Genomic DNA, 17,423 nt, shown 5'->3' on the forward strand with positions numbered 1-17,423 from the left:
GAAGAAACTATTAAAATGAGCATTTAAATAACATGATCTTCCTCTAAATTTGCTGTTCAATACTTGTTCGACTATTACTATATTATAGGAACTACATTTACTTGCGGGATGCTTGATGGACCTTAAAAAAGTAAATAAAAAATCTAATTCACCTAGTTCAAATGTAAATATGGACGAAGCCTTTTTAACTCAACTAGTTAGTTGTTTACCCATGGGGGCAATGGTAGTCAATACCGATGCTCAGATCCTTTTTGCCAATAATCAACTATCTGAAATACTGGGCTATGAGGACTCAGAACTAATAGGGATGAATATAGATAGTTTACTTCCAGCGCAATTTAAAGCGAACCATACCCACTTGATGAGTCAGTTTTTTGCTAACCCTCGAAAACGATTAATGGGTGAAGGCCGTGAGTTATTTGCGAGTCAAAAAAATGGTAAGCAAATCCCAATCGAAATAGGTTTAAACCCGATACAAGGACAACAAGAGTTAGTTTTAGCCACACTGGTTGATATATCGCAAAGGCTGCGCGCTAACAATATGTTTCAACGCTCTATTCAAGCTGCACCTCATGGTGTGTTAATAGTAGACCAAGCGGGCATTATTCAAGCGGTTAATCAATCGTTATGTAAATCTTTTGGCTACAGTGAAATAGAGTTACTCGATAAAAAAATGGAAATGCTATTACCGCATCGCTATCAAGGGCACCATTCAGCACTTCGCCATTCATTTCATCGTGAACCCAGTGTCAGAAGTATGGGAGTAGGCAGAGATTTAACCGCCTTACACAAAGACGGAAAAGAATTCCCAGTTGAAGTGGGCCTGAGTCCTTTTATAAACACCAATGACGAAGACATGGTATTTGTGTCGTTGTTAGATATAACAGAACGAAAACGAATGGAAACCGAGTTAAAAGAAAATAACACAAGTTTGAAGGAGTTTACCTATGTAGCTTCTCATGATTTACGCTCTCCATTGCGGGGTATTTCAAACTTAATTGAATGGATAAAAGAAGATTTGGGCACTACCACGCCTGAAGTAGAATATAACTTAACACGTATTGATGATCGTATTCATAAAATGGAGACGTTAATAGATAATTTATTGGCCTATGCAAGAGCAGGCAAAGCCACTCTAGATACTCAAGTAATCGATATGCATAAGTTAATTTCTAACGTTACCGAACTGTTAGATTTACCGGCTGGAATGAAGCTTCATAAAGACATTCAATTAGATACCATCGTCACTGCATGGACGCCACTTGAAACCGTGGTCCGCAATTTATTAAGTAACGCTATTAAACACCACGACAGTAAAGAGGGAACTATAGAGATTCGTTGTGTAGCAGAAAATACGCTTTGCCATATCACTGTGACTGATGATGGCCCCGGTATCCCAACAGAGGCTTACGAGCGTATTTTTAGTTTGTTTCAAACAACTTCTGATGATAAGTCGGGCTCAGGTATTGGGCTGTCTATTAGTCGGCGTTTGGCACAAGCCCATGGTGGGCGCATTTCAGTAAGCTCAAATAAACCGCAAAAAGGGTCTACATTTCATGTGTGGTGGCCTCGCTTTGCAAGGAAAGAAAATTTATGATCAAAAATCTATCTATACTGCTTGTTGAGGACGACGATGTTGCCGCGGAAGCCGTTACAAGAAGTCTAAAAAAAGTGGATCCTAAAATTAAAATAATTTGGAAACAAAACGGAAAGCTGGCACTAGATGCGTTACGAGAAAAAGCGCAACAAAAAGAAATATCAGAGCCCTACTTAGTATTGCTAGACCTGAATATGCCAGTGATGAATGGCTTTGAATTTTTAGAGCATATTCGTAAAGATGAAAAATTAAACGATACCGTTGTATTTATACTCACGACCTCCAATGAGGATAACGATCGTACTCGCGCGTACCATAATAACGTAGCAGGTTACATGGTTAAACATGCAATTGGCCCGCAGTTTGCCAAATTAGCGACACTTATGGATGCTTATATACATGCCGTTGAGCTTGAATAAGCCATTTTGCAAGAGATATGGATATGATAACTTCAATAGATAATTTTGAAACCTGCGACAGTATTAAACTACTCATTGTTGATGACGATGCGGTTGATAGAGAACAAATACGCCGTATGATATCTTGCTCTAATATACAGGCTAAAATTTCAGAAGCATCTTCTATTGAAAGCTCTATGTCTTACCTTGAGCATAGGGAATTTGATTGCGTCATAGTTGATTACCGATTAGGTATCGGATCGGGGCTTACTCTGCTGGATAATATTAGAAAGTCTGTAAATAACCACTGTGCTGTGATTATGATCACGGGCTTAGGGGATGAAAAAATAGCAGCAGAAGCTATGCGCCTAGGGGCAAGCGATTATTTACTTAAAAATCAATTAAAAAGCGATCAGTTGATACACTCTATATCTAGTTCCATTCAACGCGCAAGCTTAGAAAAAAAACTTCATAACATGGCACATTACGATAGCCTAACAGGCTTAGCAAGCCGCCCAATTTTAATTGATCAACTTCAACAGGCCATTACATCTCAGCAAAAGCTCGCCGTTGCCTATTTAGATTTAGATAACTTTAAACCCATTAATGACAAATATGGTCATGAAACCGGTGATTTCGTGTTGAAAACCATTGCCCAAAGGCTACAAAACACATTACGCAAGGAAGATACACTAGCGCGTATTGGTGGAGATGAGTTTATCCTTTTATTAAGAGGGGCTGCGCACACAATACAAGAATATGAGATTCTGTTACAAGACGTGCTGATTGAGGTAAACGATCCGATAAAATTAGCAGAGTTTTCGTGCTCCGTTCAAATTTCAGTCAGCATCGGCGTTGCACTTCCCAGTGATGATGGCTTAACTTGTGATGACATTTTACGAAGAGCCGATCAAACTATGTACCAAGCAAAAAGATCAGGAACAAACCGGATTCTGTTTTTTGATCCAGAGGAAGAAAGCCTAAGGCATGCAAGACATGATTTGTTATTGGCTGCTGAAAAAGGCATTGCTCGTAAAGAGTTTATTCTACATTATCAACCAAAGGTAAATTTAATGGATCACCAGTTGATTGGCGTTGAAGCCTTAATACGCTGGAATCACCCTACTTTGGGTTTACTTTACCCTGGTCACTTTTCAGAGGCATTAGAGCACCCACACATTGGTATATTAATTGGTGAATGGGTACTTGCTGAGGCCTTAAAACAACATAAAATTTGGACAAGAAATCATCTTTCTATGAGTGTAAACATCTCTCCAGCTCATTTACTTAGTGAGGGCTTTGTTGAAAACCTCAGAGAGTTACTCATCAGCACTAATAATATAAAACCAAAAACCCTCGAATTGGAAATTTTAGAGAGCACTACAATTGGAAACGTTGACCAAGCAGTCGACGTTCTCAATGGCTGTAGAAATTTAGGTGTAAGTATTGCGTTAGACGACTTTGGTACAGGTTACGCCTCTTTGAGTTACTTAAAAAAATTACCTTTAGATACATTAAAAATAGATCAAAGCTTTGTTAAAAAGCTCCTATCAGACCATGAAGACAAGTCCATAGTTACGTGTATCGTGGCGCTAAGTAAAGCATTTGGATTTAACCTAATAGCAGAGGGGATCGAGTCGCAAGAGCTCGAAAAAGTACTTATAGATATGGGTTGCTATCATGGGCAAGGCTATTATATTGCCAAACCAATGTCTGCAGATAACATGAACTTATGGATAAAAAATATGACATCAACTAAACACTGACCCTAAATAATATCCCTCTATTTGGATTGCCAATGATATACATAAATTGGCGTTTGGTAAAAATCTTTAAGCTTGATAACGTTAGTTGGTTTACATGAAGGTAAAGCGAAGGTATTACTCACAATAGTGATTTTATTATTAACTTTTTCATGCTTTAACTTATCTTCAAGCGCTACCATACCACCAGGAAACAAGTAACATACCAAAGTAGATGCAGAACTAAGATCGGCATTTTTGAAGTCTTTACGATAGAGGGTAAGATTACCTAAACCCAAACTATATTTAAAAAGCACTGAAACCATCCAAGGAAACCACGATAACTCATAGCCAATAACCTGTTTATTAGGCTGATTTTTGGCAACCGCTATAACGAGCGTCCCCCAACCTGAACCCAAATCAATTAATGCGCCTTTTTCATCCATGCTTATTGCATTAAGCATAGTTTGGCGCGCTTTGCTTGAGCTCATCATCGGTGAAATTCCCGTTTTTAGCGTGCTCCAAACAATAGATAAAGCGATTAGAAGAACTAAAAAGAAAAGTCCGATAGCAATAAAGTCCATACTAACTAACACCTGATAACGGTTGAATATTGATGATTTCACCTGAGCTATTTCGCTTTTACATAATAAAACTAGTGAAACCATTACATAGCGTGCCATTTGTGTAAATTTATTTTATATTTAACACCTGTTTAAAATAAAACCACAAAAAAAGCGCCATTTGGCGCTTTTTAAATTAGTAGTAAGGTACTAGTGCTTACGCCCTACGCCGTTGCGCACCATGTCTTGTCCGCTTTGGAAGATCTCTTCGGTAATTTCACGTGCTAATAAAAGTTGTTGCTTGTCATCAAACACGGCTACAAAACGGCTGCCGTCAGCATTGTTAGTTGCCATACCCACGCCTGCTACGCCGGTTAAACCTAGGCCGCCGTTTTCAACTTGCAGTAAAAAACTTTCAAGTTCAGCGAGTGTATCGATTGCAGTTAGTTTGTTTTCCATTATGGTTACTCTGTGTTGCTCGCCATAGCGAGTCTGTAAATAATATGCAGTTATTTTACAGATCATAGTGGCAAACTTAAACCATCAAACATTAACCTTTATGCATTCCACGAATAGGGTAATTATTATCAGGGTTTTTAATCCAAGTTATACCTCGCAATAAAGTAGACAGATCTGGTCTTACAAATGGATTATTTGAGATATCAACAACTTGTACTGTACCGTGTTCATTCACTACATACACAGCAGGCTCAGCAAATAAATGGTCTGTTTCTTGAGCGTTGCGAGGTTGAGAAACATACAGCCCTAACGCATTCATTTGTTCAGGCTTTAATTCAAACGCAATGGGGTAACTCACTGATAACTTCTCTTTATGTGTTAACAACTGCGCTTCGCTGTCGGCCGATACAGCAATTAAAGAAACTCCAATGTCTTGTAATGACTGTTTAATTTCTTCTAACTGATTTAGATACTGCGTACACATAGGACAATGCTGGCCACGATACACAACCACCATTTGCCAAGCAGCGTCTTGCTGGACACGCCCTAACTCTACTTCGTTACTATTTAGTACAGGGCAATTAATCTTTGGGAAACGACTCCCCGGAAGAAGTTTATTTGTATACTGTGATGCATTAGTCATTGTGTTTCCTCTCAAAAGTGTGTACTTATATGTGCTTTAAAGCGCGCTAAGTCAGTATCTATATCGGCGTTTTTCATAACATCAAAACAAGCAATGGTAGGCATTGCTGTAATACCAAAAAACTTAAAGTTCATATGCATTGGGAACATTAAGTCGTCAACACTTTTACCATTAAAAAATTCTTCTGAATTGTTAAATGACTCCTCTGGTGCGTTAAATGTGAGTGACATCATATATTTAGTATCTTTAAGTGTGCCACCTGTGCCATAACCGCTTTTTGGGTCGTCCTGGTGACGACCATCGCCATTACACATGGCGCCACCCATACCGGCTGTATACACCTCGTCCATATATCTTTTAAACGAAAATGGCACGCCCATCCAGTTAATAGGTGATTGCAGTAAGATAACGTCAGCCCATTGATGAAGTGCTAATTGTGCCTCTACATCAATACTATCTGTCATAGTTACGGTTTTAACTTCATGGCCTTTTTCTATCAGTATCGATGATGCTACATCAACTAGGGTGGCATTTAATTTGCCCTCTGAAAAAGAATAATATTGGTGTGCATTTATAATGAGTACCTTGCTCATGTGATCTCTCCAAAAAAAGTACAAAAATTGGTCTTTACTTTAATGTGGTATATAATAGTTACCTGAAGAATAGATTCAATTAGTATACTTTTAGTAACCACCCTATTTTAGAGATTAAATTTTGGAAAGCTCTATAGAAACAGATAGTAAGGGAAGAAAAAAAGTTTTAAATGCCTGCTTAGAACCTTGTGCTATTGAAAAAGGAATGCGCTTAATTGGCGGGAAGTGGACAAGTTCTATTATTTATCACTTAAAAGATGAACCTGTTCGCTTTAATGATCTAACTCGAATGTTAGGTGGAGCGAGCAAAAAAATGATAGATCAACGTTTAAAAGAGTTAGAGGCCAATAAGATGGTTTTAAGGACGGTGATCAGCACTAGACCTATTGCTGTCACCTACGAGCTCACTGAGTTTGGGCGCTCTGCACTAGGAATTCTTCACGATCTTAGGGTTTGGTCTGAGTCTAATATTTTAGACTAATTACAAAATAAAAACCCCGCAGATGCGGGGTTTTATGTATTAGCTTTGCTTCATTGTGCCTTGTTGCTCAAGGCGGGTATGCCAGCTGAATGCCTCTTCTAAAATATGAGGCGTATGACCGCCACGAACACATGCACGCTCGTAGTAGTCAAGCATGGCGTTGCGATAATCTGGGTGTACACAGTGCTTAATAACTTCAATTGCACGTTCGCGTGGCGCTAAACCGCGTAAATCAGCAAGGCCTTGCTCGGTTACTAAAATATCAACATCGTGCTCGGTATGATCAACATGGCTTACCATAGGCACAACACTTGAAATAGCGCCACCTTTGGCAATTGATTTAGTTACAAACACCGATACATGCGCATTACGTGCAAAGTCGCCTGAACCACCAATACCGTTCATCATTTTAGTACCACACACATGGGTTGAGTTAACGTTGCCATATATATCAAACTCAAGTGCAGTGTTAATTGCAATAATACCTAAACGACGCACAATTTCAGGGTGATTAGACATTTCTTGTGGTCGAAGTACTAGCTTATCACGATACTTTTCAAGGTTATTAAATACTTGTGAGTTACAACGCTCTGATAAAATAATTGAACACCCTGATGCAAAATTAAGTTTACCCGCATCAATTAAATCAAAGGTAGAATCTTGTAGTACCTCTGAATACATAGTGAGGTCTTTAAAATCAGAGTCTAATAAACCCATCATTACTGCGTTGGCAATGTTACCAATACCGGCTTGTAATGGGCCTAGGTTTTCAGGCATACGCTCTTGTGCTACTTCTTCTTTAAAAAAGTTCACTAAGTGACGTGCAATAGAGGCTGTGTCTGCATCTGGGTCGGTAACAGTTGAAAATGAGTCACTTTGATTGGTAAATACAATACCCACAATTTTAGCCGGGTCGATTGGAATAGCAGTGCTACCAATACGGTCATCTACTTTCACTAATGGCACTGGCGTACGTGTTGGACGATAAGATGGAATATAAATGTCGTGCAGCCCTTCAAGCTCTGGCTGGTGTAACATATTAATTTCTACAATTACCTGTTTGGCAAAAATAGCAAAGCTGGCTGAATTGCCCACTGATGTTGTAGGTACTATGTGGCCTTCTTCAGTAATAGCTACGGCTTCAATGACCGCTACATCAGGCATCGTTAACTGATGATTACGTAGCTGTTCAACGGTTTCAGATAAATGCTGGTCAATAAACATGACCTCACCGTTGTTAATCGCTTTACGTAATGTGCTGTCTACTTGAAATGGCATACGACGCGCTAACGCACCTGATTCAGTTAGTAGCTTATCTAAGTCGTTTCCTAATGACGCGCCCGTCATTAGGTTAATTTTCATTGGGTTTTCACGCACTCGCTCTGCAAGCGCACGTGGTACAGCTTTCGCTTCACCGGCACGAGTAAAACCACTCATACCCACGGTCATGCCGTCTTTAATAAATAAACTGGCCTGCTCTGCAGACATCACTTTGTTGTGTAAGTCGCTACGACGAATTCGTTCTAATTGCATTTGGAACCCCTTAAACCCCATTTTTATTTGGCGCTATTCTAAGTATTTCCTTATGCTTCGTAAGCTAGACCTAAGTCTCATTTACGCATTGTTGATATAAAAACATCGCGAAGCGTTTTAATTTTGTACACTTTATTACTTAACTTATTGGTGATAATAAGGTTAAAATAGTAAAAAACGCATACAACTATTTAACTCACTGAGTTTAAAAATAAACAAAACTAATTAAAATCAAACATTTAAAATTTCAATCAGGAAGGTTGAAATTTTTAATTGTATAAAAATTTAGCCGCGCTATGCGGAGCTTACAAAATAATAAACTGTTCATTCATTGGGCAGTAACCTTGTGAGGAATAGAATCCACAATTTAGGTATTAAGGAAAATACATGGATTTGTCTGACGAAGAAATTAACTTTTTATCTGGCTTATTTGAACCTAGTCAAAGTAGTGCATTAATCAATGAAACAAAGTTAACAGTACAAGCATCAATACCAGATGGTATTGCGCATTTACTTGGTCAAGCTAAATTAACCTTATTAGCAGAAGTAGCCCACTACCAACTATGGTTCCCACTTCAATTTAAAACCGATGAATTAGGCCATTTCAGTACCGTATTAGAAGCCCCCGAAGTAATTGACACTAAAGGTATTCAGCGCAGCTGGCGGTTGAGCGAATTAAATATCCAAAGCCAAGGTTTTTGCATTGAATCTATATCTAGCACAGGAATATTTTTAAAACCCACATCAGTACACAGTGAGCTTGATGAGTTGCAGAATATGCAATTTATTTTACCCAACGAAGCGGCGATATCATTAGATATAGAGCCGGTTAGGCAGAGTAAGTGTGGCATAGCAGCAAAAATTAAACACATTCACCATGGTAAAGAGCAGCTAAGAGCGTATTTATTTGAAGTTCATAAACGTCAATTTTCAAGCTTATACCAGCTAGAGCACAAACAACAAAAATTAGAATTATCAAACTAAAAAAGCCACACAATGTGGCTTTTTTAACTTATTTTATCGAGTGACTTTTACTTTAAGCGTTTGGCCACATCAGCTACACGTTCGCCGTATAAACGAGCCGTTTCTAAATCGCCTGATGGAATAGCAGATTCATCTGCATCAGTAGGTGATTGCACTAATACACCAACCGAACCTCCTAAGTTATTGATATCTTGACGAGTTGATTCCAACTTATTGGCCGGTGGTAACCCCAGACTTACCCAAATTCCACCATGTTGCGAAGCCAACGTTTGCATACTAATTAGGGTGACTTGTTTGTCGCCATTTAGGCTGCCGCTATTGGTAAACCCGCCAAATACTTTGTCTTTCCACCCCATGGTAAACCAAACTTTAGAGGTAGCATCAACAAACTTTTTAAACTGCCAAGGATATGAGCCCATATAGGTAGGTGCACCAAAAATAATGGCGTCTGCATTGTTTAATGCATCCCAATCGGTGTCTTTTATGTCGCCATTCTCATCGATTGCAATAAGCTGAGCGTTTGCTCCATCAGCTACAAATTCAGCCACTTTTTTGGTATGGCCATATCCCGAAAAATAAATAACCGCTACTTTACTCATGAACCTTCCTTTTGTTGTGATTTAATAAACACGCTTGTAACTATAGTATGGCCGCTTAATCTAAAATCAACTAAGCAGCGTGTTTAATTAAATTAGCTTGCGTGGCATTAAATTAAAAGGTACTCACTGCAATTTCTAAATTACTCACCGCACAGCCATACTGCGCAGCACTAATACGATGATATGCCGACTCAGGCGTGGTAGATAAACTAATAATAAACTCATCTTGCTGGCCAACAGCCGTTTGTTCTTGGCTAAGGCACATGGCTTGCGTTAAAGAGCGTAATTTGGCCTGCGTTAAAATGCTGCCAAAACGCTGAACTGGTAAAGGCGGTATTTTAATTGCTGGCAATGCTTGGCTAATACTGCGCTGACTTAAGGTAAAATCGTTATTTTTAATATCAATCACACTGCCCACAGGCCAGTAAGAGTAACTGTAGGTTTTAGTTTTAGTTTTAGTTTCAGCCTGAGCTTGCTCTGTTGATTTAACCATCACCACACCATTTTTACCAATTACGGTCATTAAATTGCCAGCTTCAGATTTAATCACCACTAAGGCTGTGGTTTCGTCTACACCAAAACCGAATGTCGGCTGAGCTTTGTTTGCGTTTAAGTCGTCGAGCAAAGTGCCTAGTCTTAATGTACGGTTTCGCTCGCTAAAGTGTGTATCGAGTACACCGTAACTAAATGTGCCTAAACCCCCAAAGCGGTTGTAAGTTAAACTATCGCTGTTTGAGCGTTCACTTGGGGCATCAATGGCTTGTGCGCCTTCTTTCAATGCCGACAAGCTAGTGCCATTGGTGATCATCACCACATTCCCGGCGTGGGCTTGCCCACCACTTTGCACCGCGGTACCTGCACTTGTTCCAACAACAACAGGGCGAGACTGTAATGCTTTTGTCCAAGGGTAAGGCTGATTATTTTCATCAAATAATACTTTTCGGGTTAAGCTTTGATCGCCGCCATTAAACATAATACCGGTGCTATTATTGATTAGCTCTACTAAAGCGTCGGTGCCTTTTTTACACAGTTTATATTCTGCTTGGGTACGATCAGGGTAAATATGCTCGCGTTGATATAGCCCCATTTCTGAGTGCCTAAGCGTGGTTAAATCATCACACTTATTGGTGGTTATTGCTTTAGCAAGCGCAGGGGTTAATGCAAGCCATTGCGAATTTACATTAGGGAAGCTTAGTAATCCTTCGTAAAAATCAGCAGATTCATAAGGGTCTCTACTTGAGGCGGTAATGGCCAGTATACTCGGGTTGGAGTTATTAACTTTTAAACTACCCGATATAAACTGCAAAATCTCTGTCGCCGCCGATTCGCTATTAAGCGCAGTATTTACCTGCTCTTTTAGTCGCTTGTTGTCGCTTTGGATTTGCGCTACTTCAAGCATATCTATTACAAAATTGTATTCTTGATCCGATAAACTATTGAGCTGTTTGCTATCAATATCGCGCCACAACCATAACAGTTCTTTTTTCGATAATGTGGGCGATGACTTAGCCTGCATTGTTGCTAAATTTTTAATAGTGTTATTTTTAGCTTGGCTATTTTTACTGGGCCATTGTTGCTTTATTTGGCTAATTTTAGTGTGAGAGAGCGCAAATACATTATGCGTTTTACCCGAAATTTGAGTATTTTTTTCACAGTTTTTAGGGCTTAAACTGGCACATGTTGTGAGAGCCCCCCCCACTAACACGAGAGTTTGACTAGGCTCTTTTGCGTTTAACTGCAGCGAAAAAGCAATTAAAATTGAGTAAAAAGCGGTTATTGTTCGCGATTTAACTAGTCGCTTTTTTGGTAAATATATTCGTTCCATTATGTTACACTCATGTAAAAAATTATAAGAAATAACTTGCGAGAGCGTCTCTCACTTGCTATAAAAAAAAGGAACTTTAAAACGCGAGTAAGCTAGCACCCATTTGCTAGCTTTGTCAAAAACCTTTTTGGAACGAGAATTATGTTTAAAAAAGCAACACTGCTTACAACATATTTCTACTCACCACACTACCTTTCGGAGTGGTTTGACGAGTAGCCCACCACCTCACTAATTTCTGTGAGGGGCTCAGCGTGTCATTTCACCATTGCCCTGTCTAAAAAACCATAATAATTAAAGCCTTAAGAAATATTAAACCTATTTCTGCGCGCTTAAAAAAGACAAAAGGTACTACAATGTTTCGTCAACTAACTATTGCGGCCACAGTAAGCGCTTTACTGAGCCCTGTCACTTGTGTGTATGCACAAGAAACTCAAACTAATACCAACATTGAACGAGTAGAAGTAACAGGATCTCGCTTAAAAGGCGTTGATCTGGAAGGCACTATTCCACTAACCGTGCTAGACCAAGATGCAATCAAACGCTCTGGCGCTAATACTATTCATGAATTACTCAAAGATTTATCTGTTTTTAAAGGCGGAAGTGGCACATTTTCAACCTCTGAAAGTGGCGGTACGTCTACCTCAACACCAGCGGGTCAATCAGCAGCGAGCTTAAGAGGCATGGGGCCATCAGCAACGCTTACATTAATAAATGGGCGAAGAGTTGCGCCTAGCTCATTTGCTGCAGGCACTGAAAACTTTGTAGATGTTAATTCTATTCCACTTGCGGCCATTGAACGTATTGATATTTTAGCCACCGGTGCATCAGCCGTTTATGGTGCTGATGCTGTAGCAGGTGTTATTAACTATATTTTAAAAGATGATTTTGAAGGGGCTGAAATCAATACTTCGTTTGCCGATAGCTTTGAGCAGCATGATGAAAGTAAAAAACAATTAAACTTAGTGTATGGTACAAAAATAGGCGAAAGTAATTTAACAGTATTTGCTGATATATATGACCGTAACGCTTTTAAAGCGACCGATCGTAATTACACGGCCTCTCCCTCTTTAGTGAATGGTTACTCCTATTTACCTAAGCTGGAGAACTCACCTAATATTTATTATTTCAGCAGTCGAGATGGTAACGAACTTCCATCACCAAACTGCAAAACCGAATTAGTTACCACTGAATTAGATGAACAAATTTGTGCTTACTACCCAAATCAAGATGATTATCTAGAAACGCCATTTGAAAGCCTTTCAACCGGCTTTATGTTTAATAGTGAGCTTGGTGGTCTACAATGGCATACTGACTTTTTTTACAGCCAGACCAAGGCAAAAGCGTATTCATCGCCCTCACCTATTAACCAAATTAATGACGACGACGGCCCGTATGTTTTAGAAGACGCCTTATTTATTTACGATAATGCCGATGGTAGTAATGATTTAATGGATCAACTTTATATTGACCCATTTGATACTCAAAGTGGCCGAGAAGTATATGGCTTTGCGTTTGATGCGCGCTTTAATGCCCCAAGAACGGTGGAAGTAGAAACGAAAAACTTTCGCTTGGTAAGCAGTCTAAGTGGTGAAATTGGTGATTGGGGTTGGGAATCTGGTGTTACTCTTTCTCGCTCACGTTCAGAGCAAGAAGCGATTGCAGGGGTTTATAATCGCTACAAGTTCCATGGCGCGATTACAGGCGAGCTATGTTCAGACGGTACGCTGGCAAGTTATGACGGTACTGACTTAAATTGTGCATCTGGGGAGTTGCTACCTTTTTACAACCCTTTCCTTCAAGGCGACGCCGCTAATGATGCCGTTTTGGCAACAGCGCAAGCTCGCCCAACACGCAGTGGAGAAAGTACTGTTTACGGCTGGGATGCTAACTTTAATGGTGAACTATTTACCTTTAACGATCTACCAGCCTATGCCTCATTTGGGATAGAAGCACGCCGTGAAGAGCTAAGCGACATTCCTTCGCTTGATTCACAAGCTCAAGCAGATAAAGACTATCTTGTTGATGTATTTGGCTTTGGCTCTAGTTTATCAGAAGCCGATCGCACTCAATATGCAGCGTTTGCTGAATTAAGTATTTCACTGAGTGAGCAAATAGAGCTACAAGCAGCGGGTCGATACGATCATTACGATGATTTTGGTGGCACCTTTAATCCTAAAATAGGTTTGAGCTATCGCCCGACTGATTCGTTAGTTGTTCGTGGTTCATGGTCAACCTCGTTTAGAGCACCATCATTAACTCAAGCTGGCGTTAAATTAAGAACCACGCAATCTACTTTTGACTGTGGTGCCAACCAAGCTGTAGCCGATTTATACTGTATGGGTGATGGCACCCAAGTGAGTGTTAATTCGTTAGAGTTAGGTAACCCTAATCTAAATGCAGAAGAATCTGAGGCTATTAGTGTTGGCTTTGCATGGAGTCCATCGGCTAATACTAATTTAACCCTTGATTATTGGCAGTTTGATCATGAAGAAGTAATCGATACCAACATGACCGCAGTGCTCGACCGCGCTATAACTGATGCGTCACTTCGTCACTGTGGCATTGTCCCACCGGGCGAGCAAGGCATATCGTACGATGAAGCATTATGTGATGTCACCGACACCAGTGGTTTAAACATAGAGCAAGACGGCGCTAATTTAACTGAAATTTTAAGCAGTTATATAGATGAATTTAACCCACGTGATGACGAGCTATTTTTACCGTTGTTTCGCGATCATGCTATCCCACTTGAAAACACTGGGTCACAAACATTAGCAGGCATAGACTTTAAGTTTGACCATAGGTTTGTTTTACCAAGCGGCGATTTGACCTTTGCGTTTGACGGCACTCATTACCTTGAGTTTGAACGTAATAAACCGGGGTCTGACTCGTTAGAGAAGTTGGTAGGAACTTATCGTTATCCTGAAAATATTGCGCGTATGTCAATAGATTGGGAAGCGCAAAATTACTACCTTAACTTAGGTGCAAACTACACCAGCAGCTACGAAGATGATATAGAAGGCCTGCGTGGTCGTGAAATTGATGAGCTAGATTCGCTTGGCGTATTAGACTCAAAAGGTGAGCATCAGGTTGATGACTGGCTCGTTTGGGATTTATCAGCGGGTTTTTATGTTAATAAATCGCTGACTTTGCGCGCGCGCATCAATAATATTTTTGATAAACAGCCAGCCACTCTTTATGGCTCAAGCCGTGGCTTTGATTCAATTAATCATAATGCCCTAGGTGCTAATTATAAATTAAGTATTAGCTACCGTTTTTAACCACTTAGCCGCAAAGCAAACGCTTTGCGGCCTTCCTTTTATTACTGGTCATGGCTACAGTGACACTGCCTATTAAGTGCTAAAGTACGTTTAAGCGTTTATTTACGCATCAACACAATGACCTTTTATTAAAGTGAAATTATGAAACAAAAACAATTTTCTATGCCAGATGCAAGCATCATTTTGCTGTGTGTGGCAGTGGTTGCCTATATGGCCACGGTATTTATTACCCCTGGGGTATTTAATGCAGAATCTGGTAGCCACACTGTGCAGCTTTCACAATATCAAGCCGTTAACGACCAACAATCACCACCTGTTTTTGCACAAGGTGGCGACATTGGTTTAGCAAATGTATTGTTTGAAGGCTTAGTGTCGGGTGATAAATATGGTGCAGCTATTGGCGTAATGGCGTTTATTTTAATCACTGGCGGTGCCTTTGGCATTATTATGAAAACCGGCGCGATTAATAACGGCATTATGGCACTTATTAATAAAACCAAGCGGGTTGAATGGCTGTTTATTCCCTTACTGTTTTTACTATTTTCGTTAGGCGGCGCGGTATTTGGTATGGGCGAAGAGGCTATTGCATTTTGTATTGTGCTGCTCCCTATTATGCAACAACTTGGCTACGACGCTAAAGTCACGGTACTTACAACTTACGTGGCCACGCAAATAGGCTTTGCCACCTCATGGATGAACCCTTTTAGCATTGCTATAGCGCAATCGATAGCTGAAACCCCAGTATTTTCTGGTGCGGGCTTTCGTATGTTAGCGTGGGCTTGTTTTACCCTTGTAGGCCTTGTGTTTACTATGCGCTATGCAAAACGGATAAAAACACAACCCCAAAAAACGGGTGATCAGCCAACGATTAAACTCAGCCTAGCCGATGCACTCACATTATTAGTGTTTGTATTGGGCATAGCTTGGATCGTATGGGGGGTGATGGCGCGCCAATATTATATTCCTGAGCTTGCTGCACAGTTTTTTTGTATTGGCCTTATCAGTGCAATAATTGCCATCGTGTTTAAAAAGCTAACCGCGAATGAGTGCGCGGATGCGTTTAAACACGGTGCACAAGAATTATTGCCAGCGGCGTTATTAGTCGCACTGGCTAAAGGCATTGTATTACTATTAGGGGGTAGTGATTTAACCACTCCCTCGACCCTCAACACCCTGCTTTATTACTGTGCAAGCAGCATAGCCAGTGTGCCAGATTACATTGCAGCTTGGGGAATGCTGGTGTTTCAAAGTGTATTTAACTTTTTTGTTTCATCGGGTTCAGGCCAAGCTGCCATCACTATGCCGCTGATGTCTCCACTTGGCGATTTGCTCAATGTATCAAGGCAAATTGTAGTATTGGCCTTTCAATTAGGTGATGGATTAACCAACATTTTAATTCCCACCTCAGCTAGTTTAATTGGTTGTTTAGGTGTGGTGAAATTAGATTGGGGAGAATGGGCTGCGTTTATTTGGCGCTTTGCTCTAGCACTTTTTGTATTAGCAAGCGGCTTTATATTTCTTGCTTACTTTATTAATTATCAATAAAAAGAATTTGTTATGTTAACTTTAATTCAAGGTGCAAACGTTTATGCACCTACCTACCTAGGCACACAAGATGTTTTAATTGGCGGTGGTAAAATCATTGCTATTGACGAAAATATAATCCTCGACAGCAGTGTACTCGTCAAACGAATTGACGGTAAAAATAAGCTTGTTACGCCGGGGTTTGTTGACTCGTTAGTGCATATTACCGGTGGCGGTGGCGAAGCTGGATTTGCCAGCCGCACCCCTGAAATGAACCTAACCGATGCAACCCTATCGGGCACTACCACAGTGGTGGGCGCACTGGGTACCGACTCAAGCTCACGTACGCTTACCAATTTGGTTGCCAAAGCAAAAGGCCTAAAAGAGCAAGGGCTGAATGTATTTTGCCATACCGGTTCGTATCATTTACCCGCTAAAACTCTTACTCACTCAATCACTGACGACATCATGTATATAGAGGAGTTTATAGGTGTTGGCGAAGTGGCTATTTCTGATCATCGCAGTAGCCAACCTACGGTCCAGCAATTAGCAGAATTGGCAGCCGAGGCCAAAGTAGCCGGTATGCTCAGTGGTAAAAAAGGCACCGTGAGTATTCATGTCGGCCCTGTCGATAGTCACTTGAGTATTTTGCATCAGGTGGCTCAGCAAAGTGATATTAAGCTTAAACAGTTTTATCCTACGCATATGAACCGCAATAAAGCACTTCTTGATGCCGGTATTCACTTTTGTGATCAAGGCGGTACTATCGACTTTACCACCAGCACCACCGACTACGATTTAGCCCATGGTGAATATGCAGCAGCCCATGCCCTTGCCTACTGCTTAGAACAAGGCGTAGCACCAAATAAACTCACTATGAGCTCAGATGGCCATGCTAGTTTACCTATTTTTGATAAAGACTTTAATTTATTAGGGCTTGAGGTGGGCAAAGAGGCATCACTACTGAGTTCGTTTCAGCAAGCAGTCAAAGAATACAACGTCCCTATAGAGCACGCTTTAATGAGCATAACAAGTAACCCTGCCGATATTTTAGGACTTGATAAAGGCCGTCTTAAAGCAACAAGCGACGCGGATGTTGTCCTTCTCGATAAAAAGACCCTAACCCCTGAGTATGTATGGGCTAACGGCACTTTAATGGTGCAAAACACCCATGCAGTCATAAAAGGAGTGTTCGAGTAAC

15 protein-coding genes are annotated in these 17,423 nt (G+C 40.4%); 8 read left to right on the plus strand and 7 right to left on the minus strand.

What is annotated here, in order from left to right; genetic code table 11:
• Positions 1-115 precede the first annotated feature (115 nt).
• From CWB78_RS12705 to CWB78_RS12715, 3 genes are read left to right on the plus strand one after another with little or no spacing between them, the layout of a single operon-like run.
• On the plus strand, positions 116-1,597 hold the full coding sequence (locus CWB78_RS12705; RefSeq protein WP_138595902.1) for a PAS domain-containing sensor histidine kinase: 1,482 nt from the start codon (positions 116-118) through the stop codon (positions 1,595-1,597).
• Positions 1,594-2,016, plus strand: coding sequence for a response regulator (locus tag CWB78_RS12710; protein ID WP_010392817.1), 423 nt, complete (start codon positions 1,594-1,596; stop codon positions 2,014-2,016). The genes CWB78_RS12705 and CWB78_RS12710 overlap by 4 nt, the downstream gene beginning before the upstream one ends.
• A gap of 23 nt (positions 2,017-2,039) precedes the next feature.
• Positions 2,040-3,761 carry an EAL domain-containing protein gene (locus CWB78_RS12715; protein ID WP_249930460.1) on the plus strand — a complete coding sequence of 574 codons (1,722 nt, stop codon included), beginning with the start codon at positions 2,040-2,042 and terminating at the stop codon, positions 3,759-3,761.
• Between the two features lie 17 nt (positions 3,762-3,778).
• Here CWB78_RS12715 and CWB78_RS12720 read toward each other — a convergent pair whose 3' ends face one another.
• The 4 genes from CWB78_RS12720 to CWB78_RS12735 form a co-directional block, all read right to left on the minus strand.
• Complete coding sequence (locus CWB78_RS12720; protein ID WP_249930461.1) at positions 3,779-4,363, minus strand: class I SAM-dependent methyltransferase; 585 nt, start codon at positions 4,361-4,363, stop codon at positions 3,779-3,781.
• A gap of 147 nt (positions 4,364-4,510) precedes the next feature.
• Positions 4,511-4,759, minus strand: coding sequence for a hypothetical protein (locus CWB78_RS12725; protein ID WP_008114111.1), 249 nt, complete (start codon positions 4,757-4,759; stop codon positions 4,511-4,513).
• A 91-nt stretch (positions 4,760-4,850) separates the two neighbouring features.
• The gene (locus tag CWB78_RS12730) at positions 4,851-5,402 is read right to left on the minus strand and encodes a redoxin domain-containing protein (RefSeq protein WP_010392826.1); all 552 of its coding nucleotides are present in this window, start codon (positions 5,400-5,402) and stop codon (positions 4,851-4,853) included.
• Positions 5,403-5,413: 11 nt separating this feature from the next.
• Positions 5,414-5,995: an NAD(P)H-dependent oxidoreductase gene (locus CWB78_RS12735; RefSeq protein WP_138595906.1), complete on the minus strand. Its 582-nt coding sequence runs from the start codon at positions 5,993-5,995 to the stop codon at positions 5,414-5,416.
• A 121-nt stretch (positions 5,996-6,116) separates the two neighbouring features.
• On the opposite strand from CWB78_RS12735, the gene CWB78_RS12740 reads away from it, so the two are divergent.
• On the plus strand, positions 6,117-6,476 hold the full coding sequence (locus CWB78_RS12740) for a winged helix-turn-helix transcriptional regulator (protein WP_010392830.1): 360 nt from the start codon (positions 6,117-6,119) through the stop codon (positions 6,474-6,476).
• Positions 6,477-6,515: 39 nt separating this feature from the next.
• Here CWB78_RS12740 and scpC read toward each other — a convergent pair whose 3' ends face one another.
• The gene (gene scpC / locus CWB78_RS12745; RefSeq protein WP_008468433.1) at positions 6,516-8,009 is read right to left on the minus strand and encodes a succinyl-CoA:acetate CoA-transferase ScpC; all 1,494 of its coding nucleotides are present in this window, start codon (positions 8,007-8,009) and stop codon (positions 6,516-6,518) included.
• A gap of 387 nt (positions 8,010-8,396) precedes the next feature.
• Here scpC and CWB78_RS12750 point away from each other — a divergent pair, with 387 nt between their 5' ends.
• On the plus strand, positions 8,397-8,993 hold the full coding sequence (locus CWB78_RS12750; protein WP_054200650.1) for a hypothetical protein: 597 nt from the start codon (positions 8,397-8,399) through the stop codon (positions 8,991-8,993).
• Between the two features lie 47 nt (positions 8,994-9,040).
• On the opposite strand, the gene CWB78_RS12755 is transcribed toward CWB78_RS12750, so the two are convergent.
• Positions 9,041-9,592: a flavodoxin family protein gene (locus CWB78_RS12755; protein WP_131690813.1), complete on the minus strand. Its 552-nt coding sequence runs from the start codon at positions 9,590-9,592 to the stop codon at positions 9,041-9,043.
• Positions 9,593-9,704: 112 nt separating this feature from the next.
• Positions 9,705-11,417, minus strand: a complete 1,713-nt coding sequence (locus CWB78_RS12760; protein WP_138595908.1) for a cyanophycinase — start codon at positions 11,415-11,417, stop codon at positions 9,705-9,707.
• Between the two features lie 353 nt (positions 11,418-11,770).
• Here CWB78_RS12760 and CWB78_RS12765 point away from each other — a divergent pair, with 353 nt between their 5' ends.
• The 3 genes from CWB78_RS12765 to iadA all read left to right on the plus strand — a co-directional run bounded on the left by CWB78_RS12765 (position 11,771) and on the right by iadA (position 17,422).
• Positions 11,771-14,698, plus strand: coding sequence for a TonB-dependent receptor domain-containing protein (locus tag CWB78_RS12765; RefSeq protein ID WP_138595910.1), 2,928 nt, complete (start codon positions 11,771-11,773; stop codon positions 14,696-14,698).
• A 141-nt stretch (positions 14,699-14,839) separates the two neighbouring features.
• On the plus strand, positions 14,840-16,243 hold the full coding sequence (gene yfcC, locus CWB78_RS12770; RefSeq protein ID WP_138595912.1) for a putative basic amino acid antiporter YfcC: 1,404 nt from the start codon (positions 14,840-14,842) through the stop codon (positions 16,241-16,243).
• Positions 16,244-16,255: 12 nt separating this feature from the next.
• Entirely contained in the window at positions 16,256-17,422 is a 1,167-nt protein-coding gene (gene iadA, locus CWB78_RS12775; protein ID WP_138595914.1) for a beta-aspartyl-peptidase, read from the plus strand.
• Position 17,423 lies beyond the last annotated feature (1 nt).

This window comes from Pseudoalteromonas sp. S1612 (assembly GCF_005887175.1).
GTDB lineage: Bacteria > Pseudomonadota > Gammaproteobacteria > Enterobacterales > Alteromonadaceae > Pseudoalteromonas > Pseudoalteromonas undina.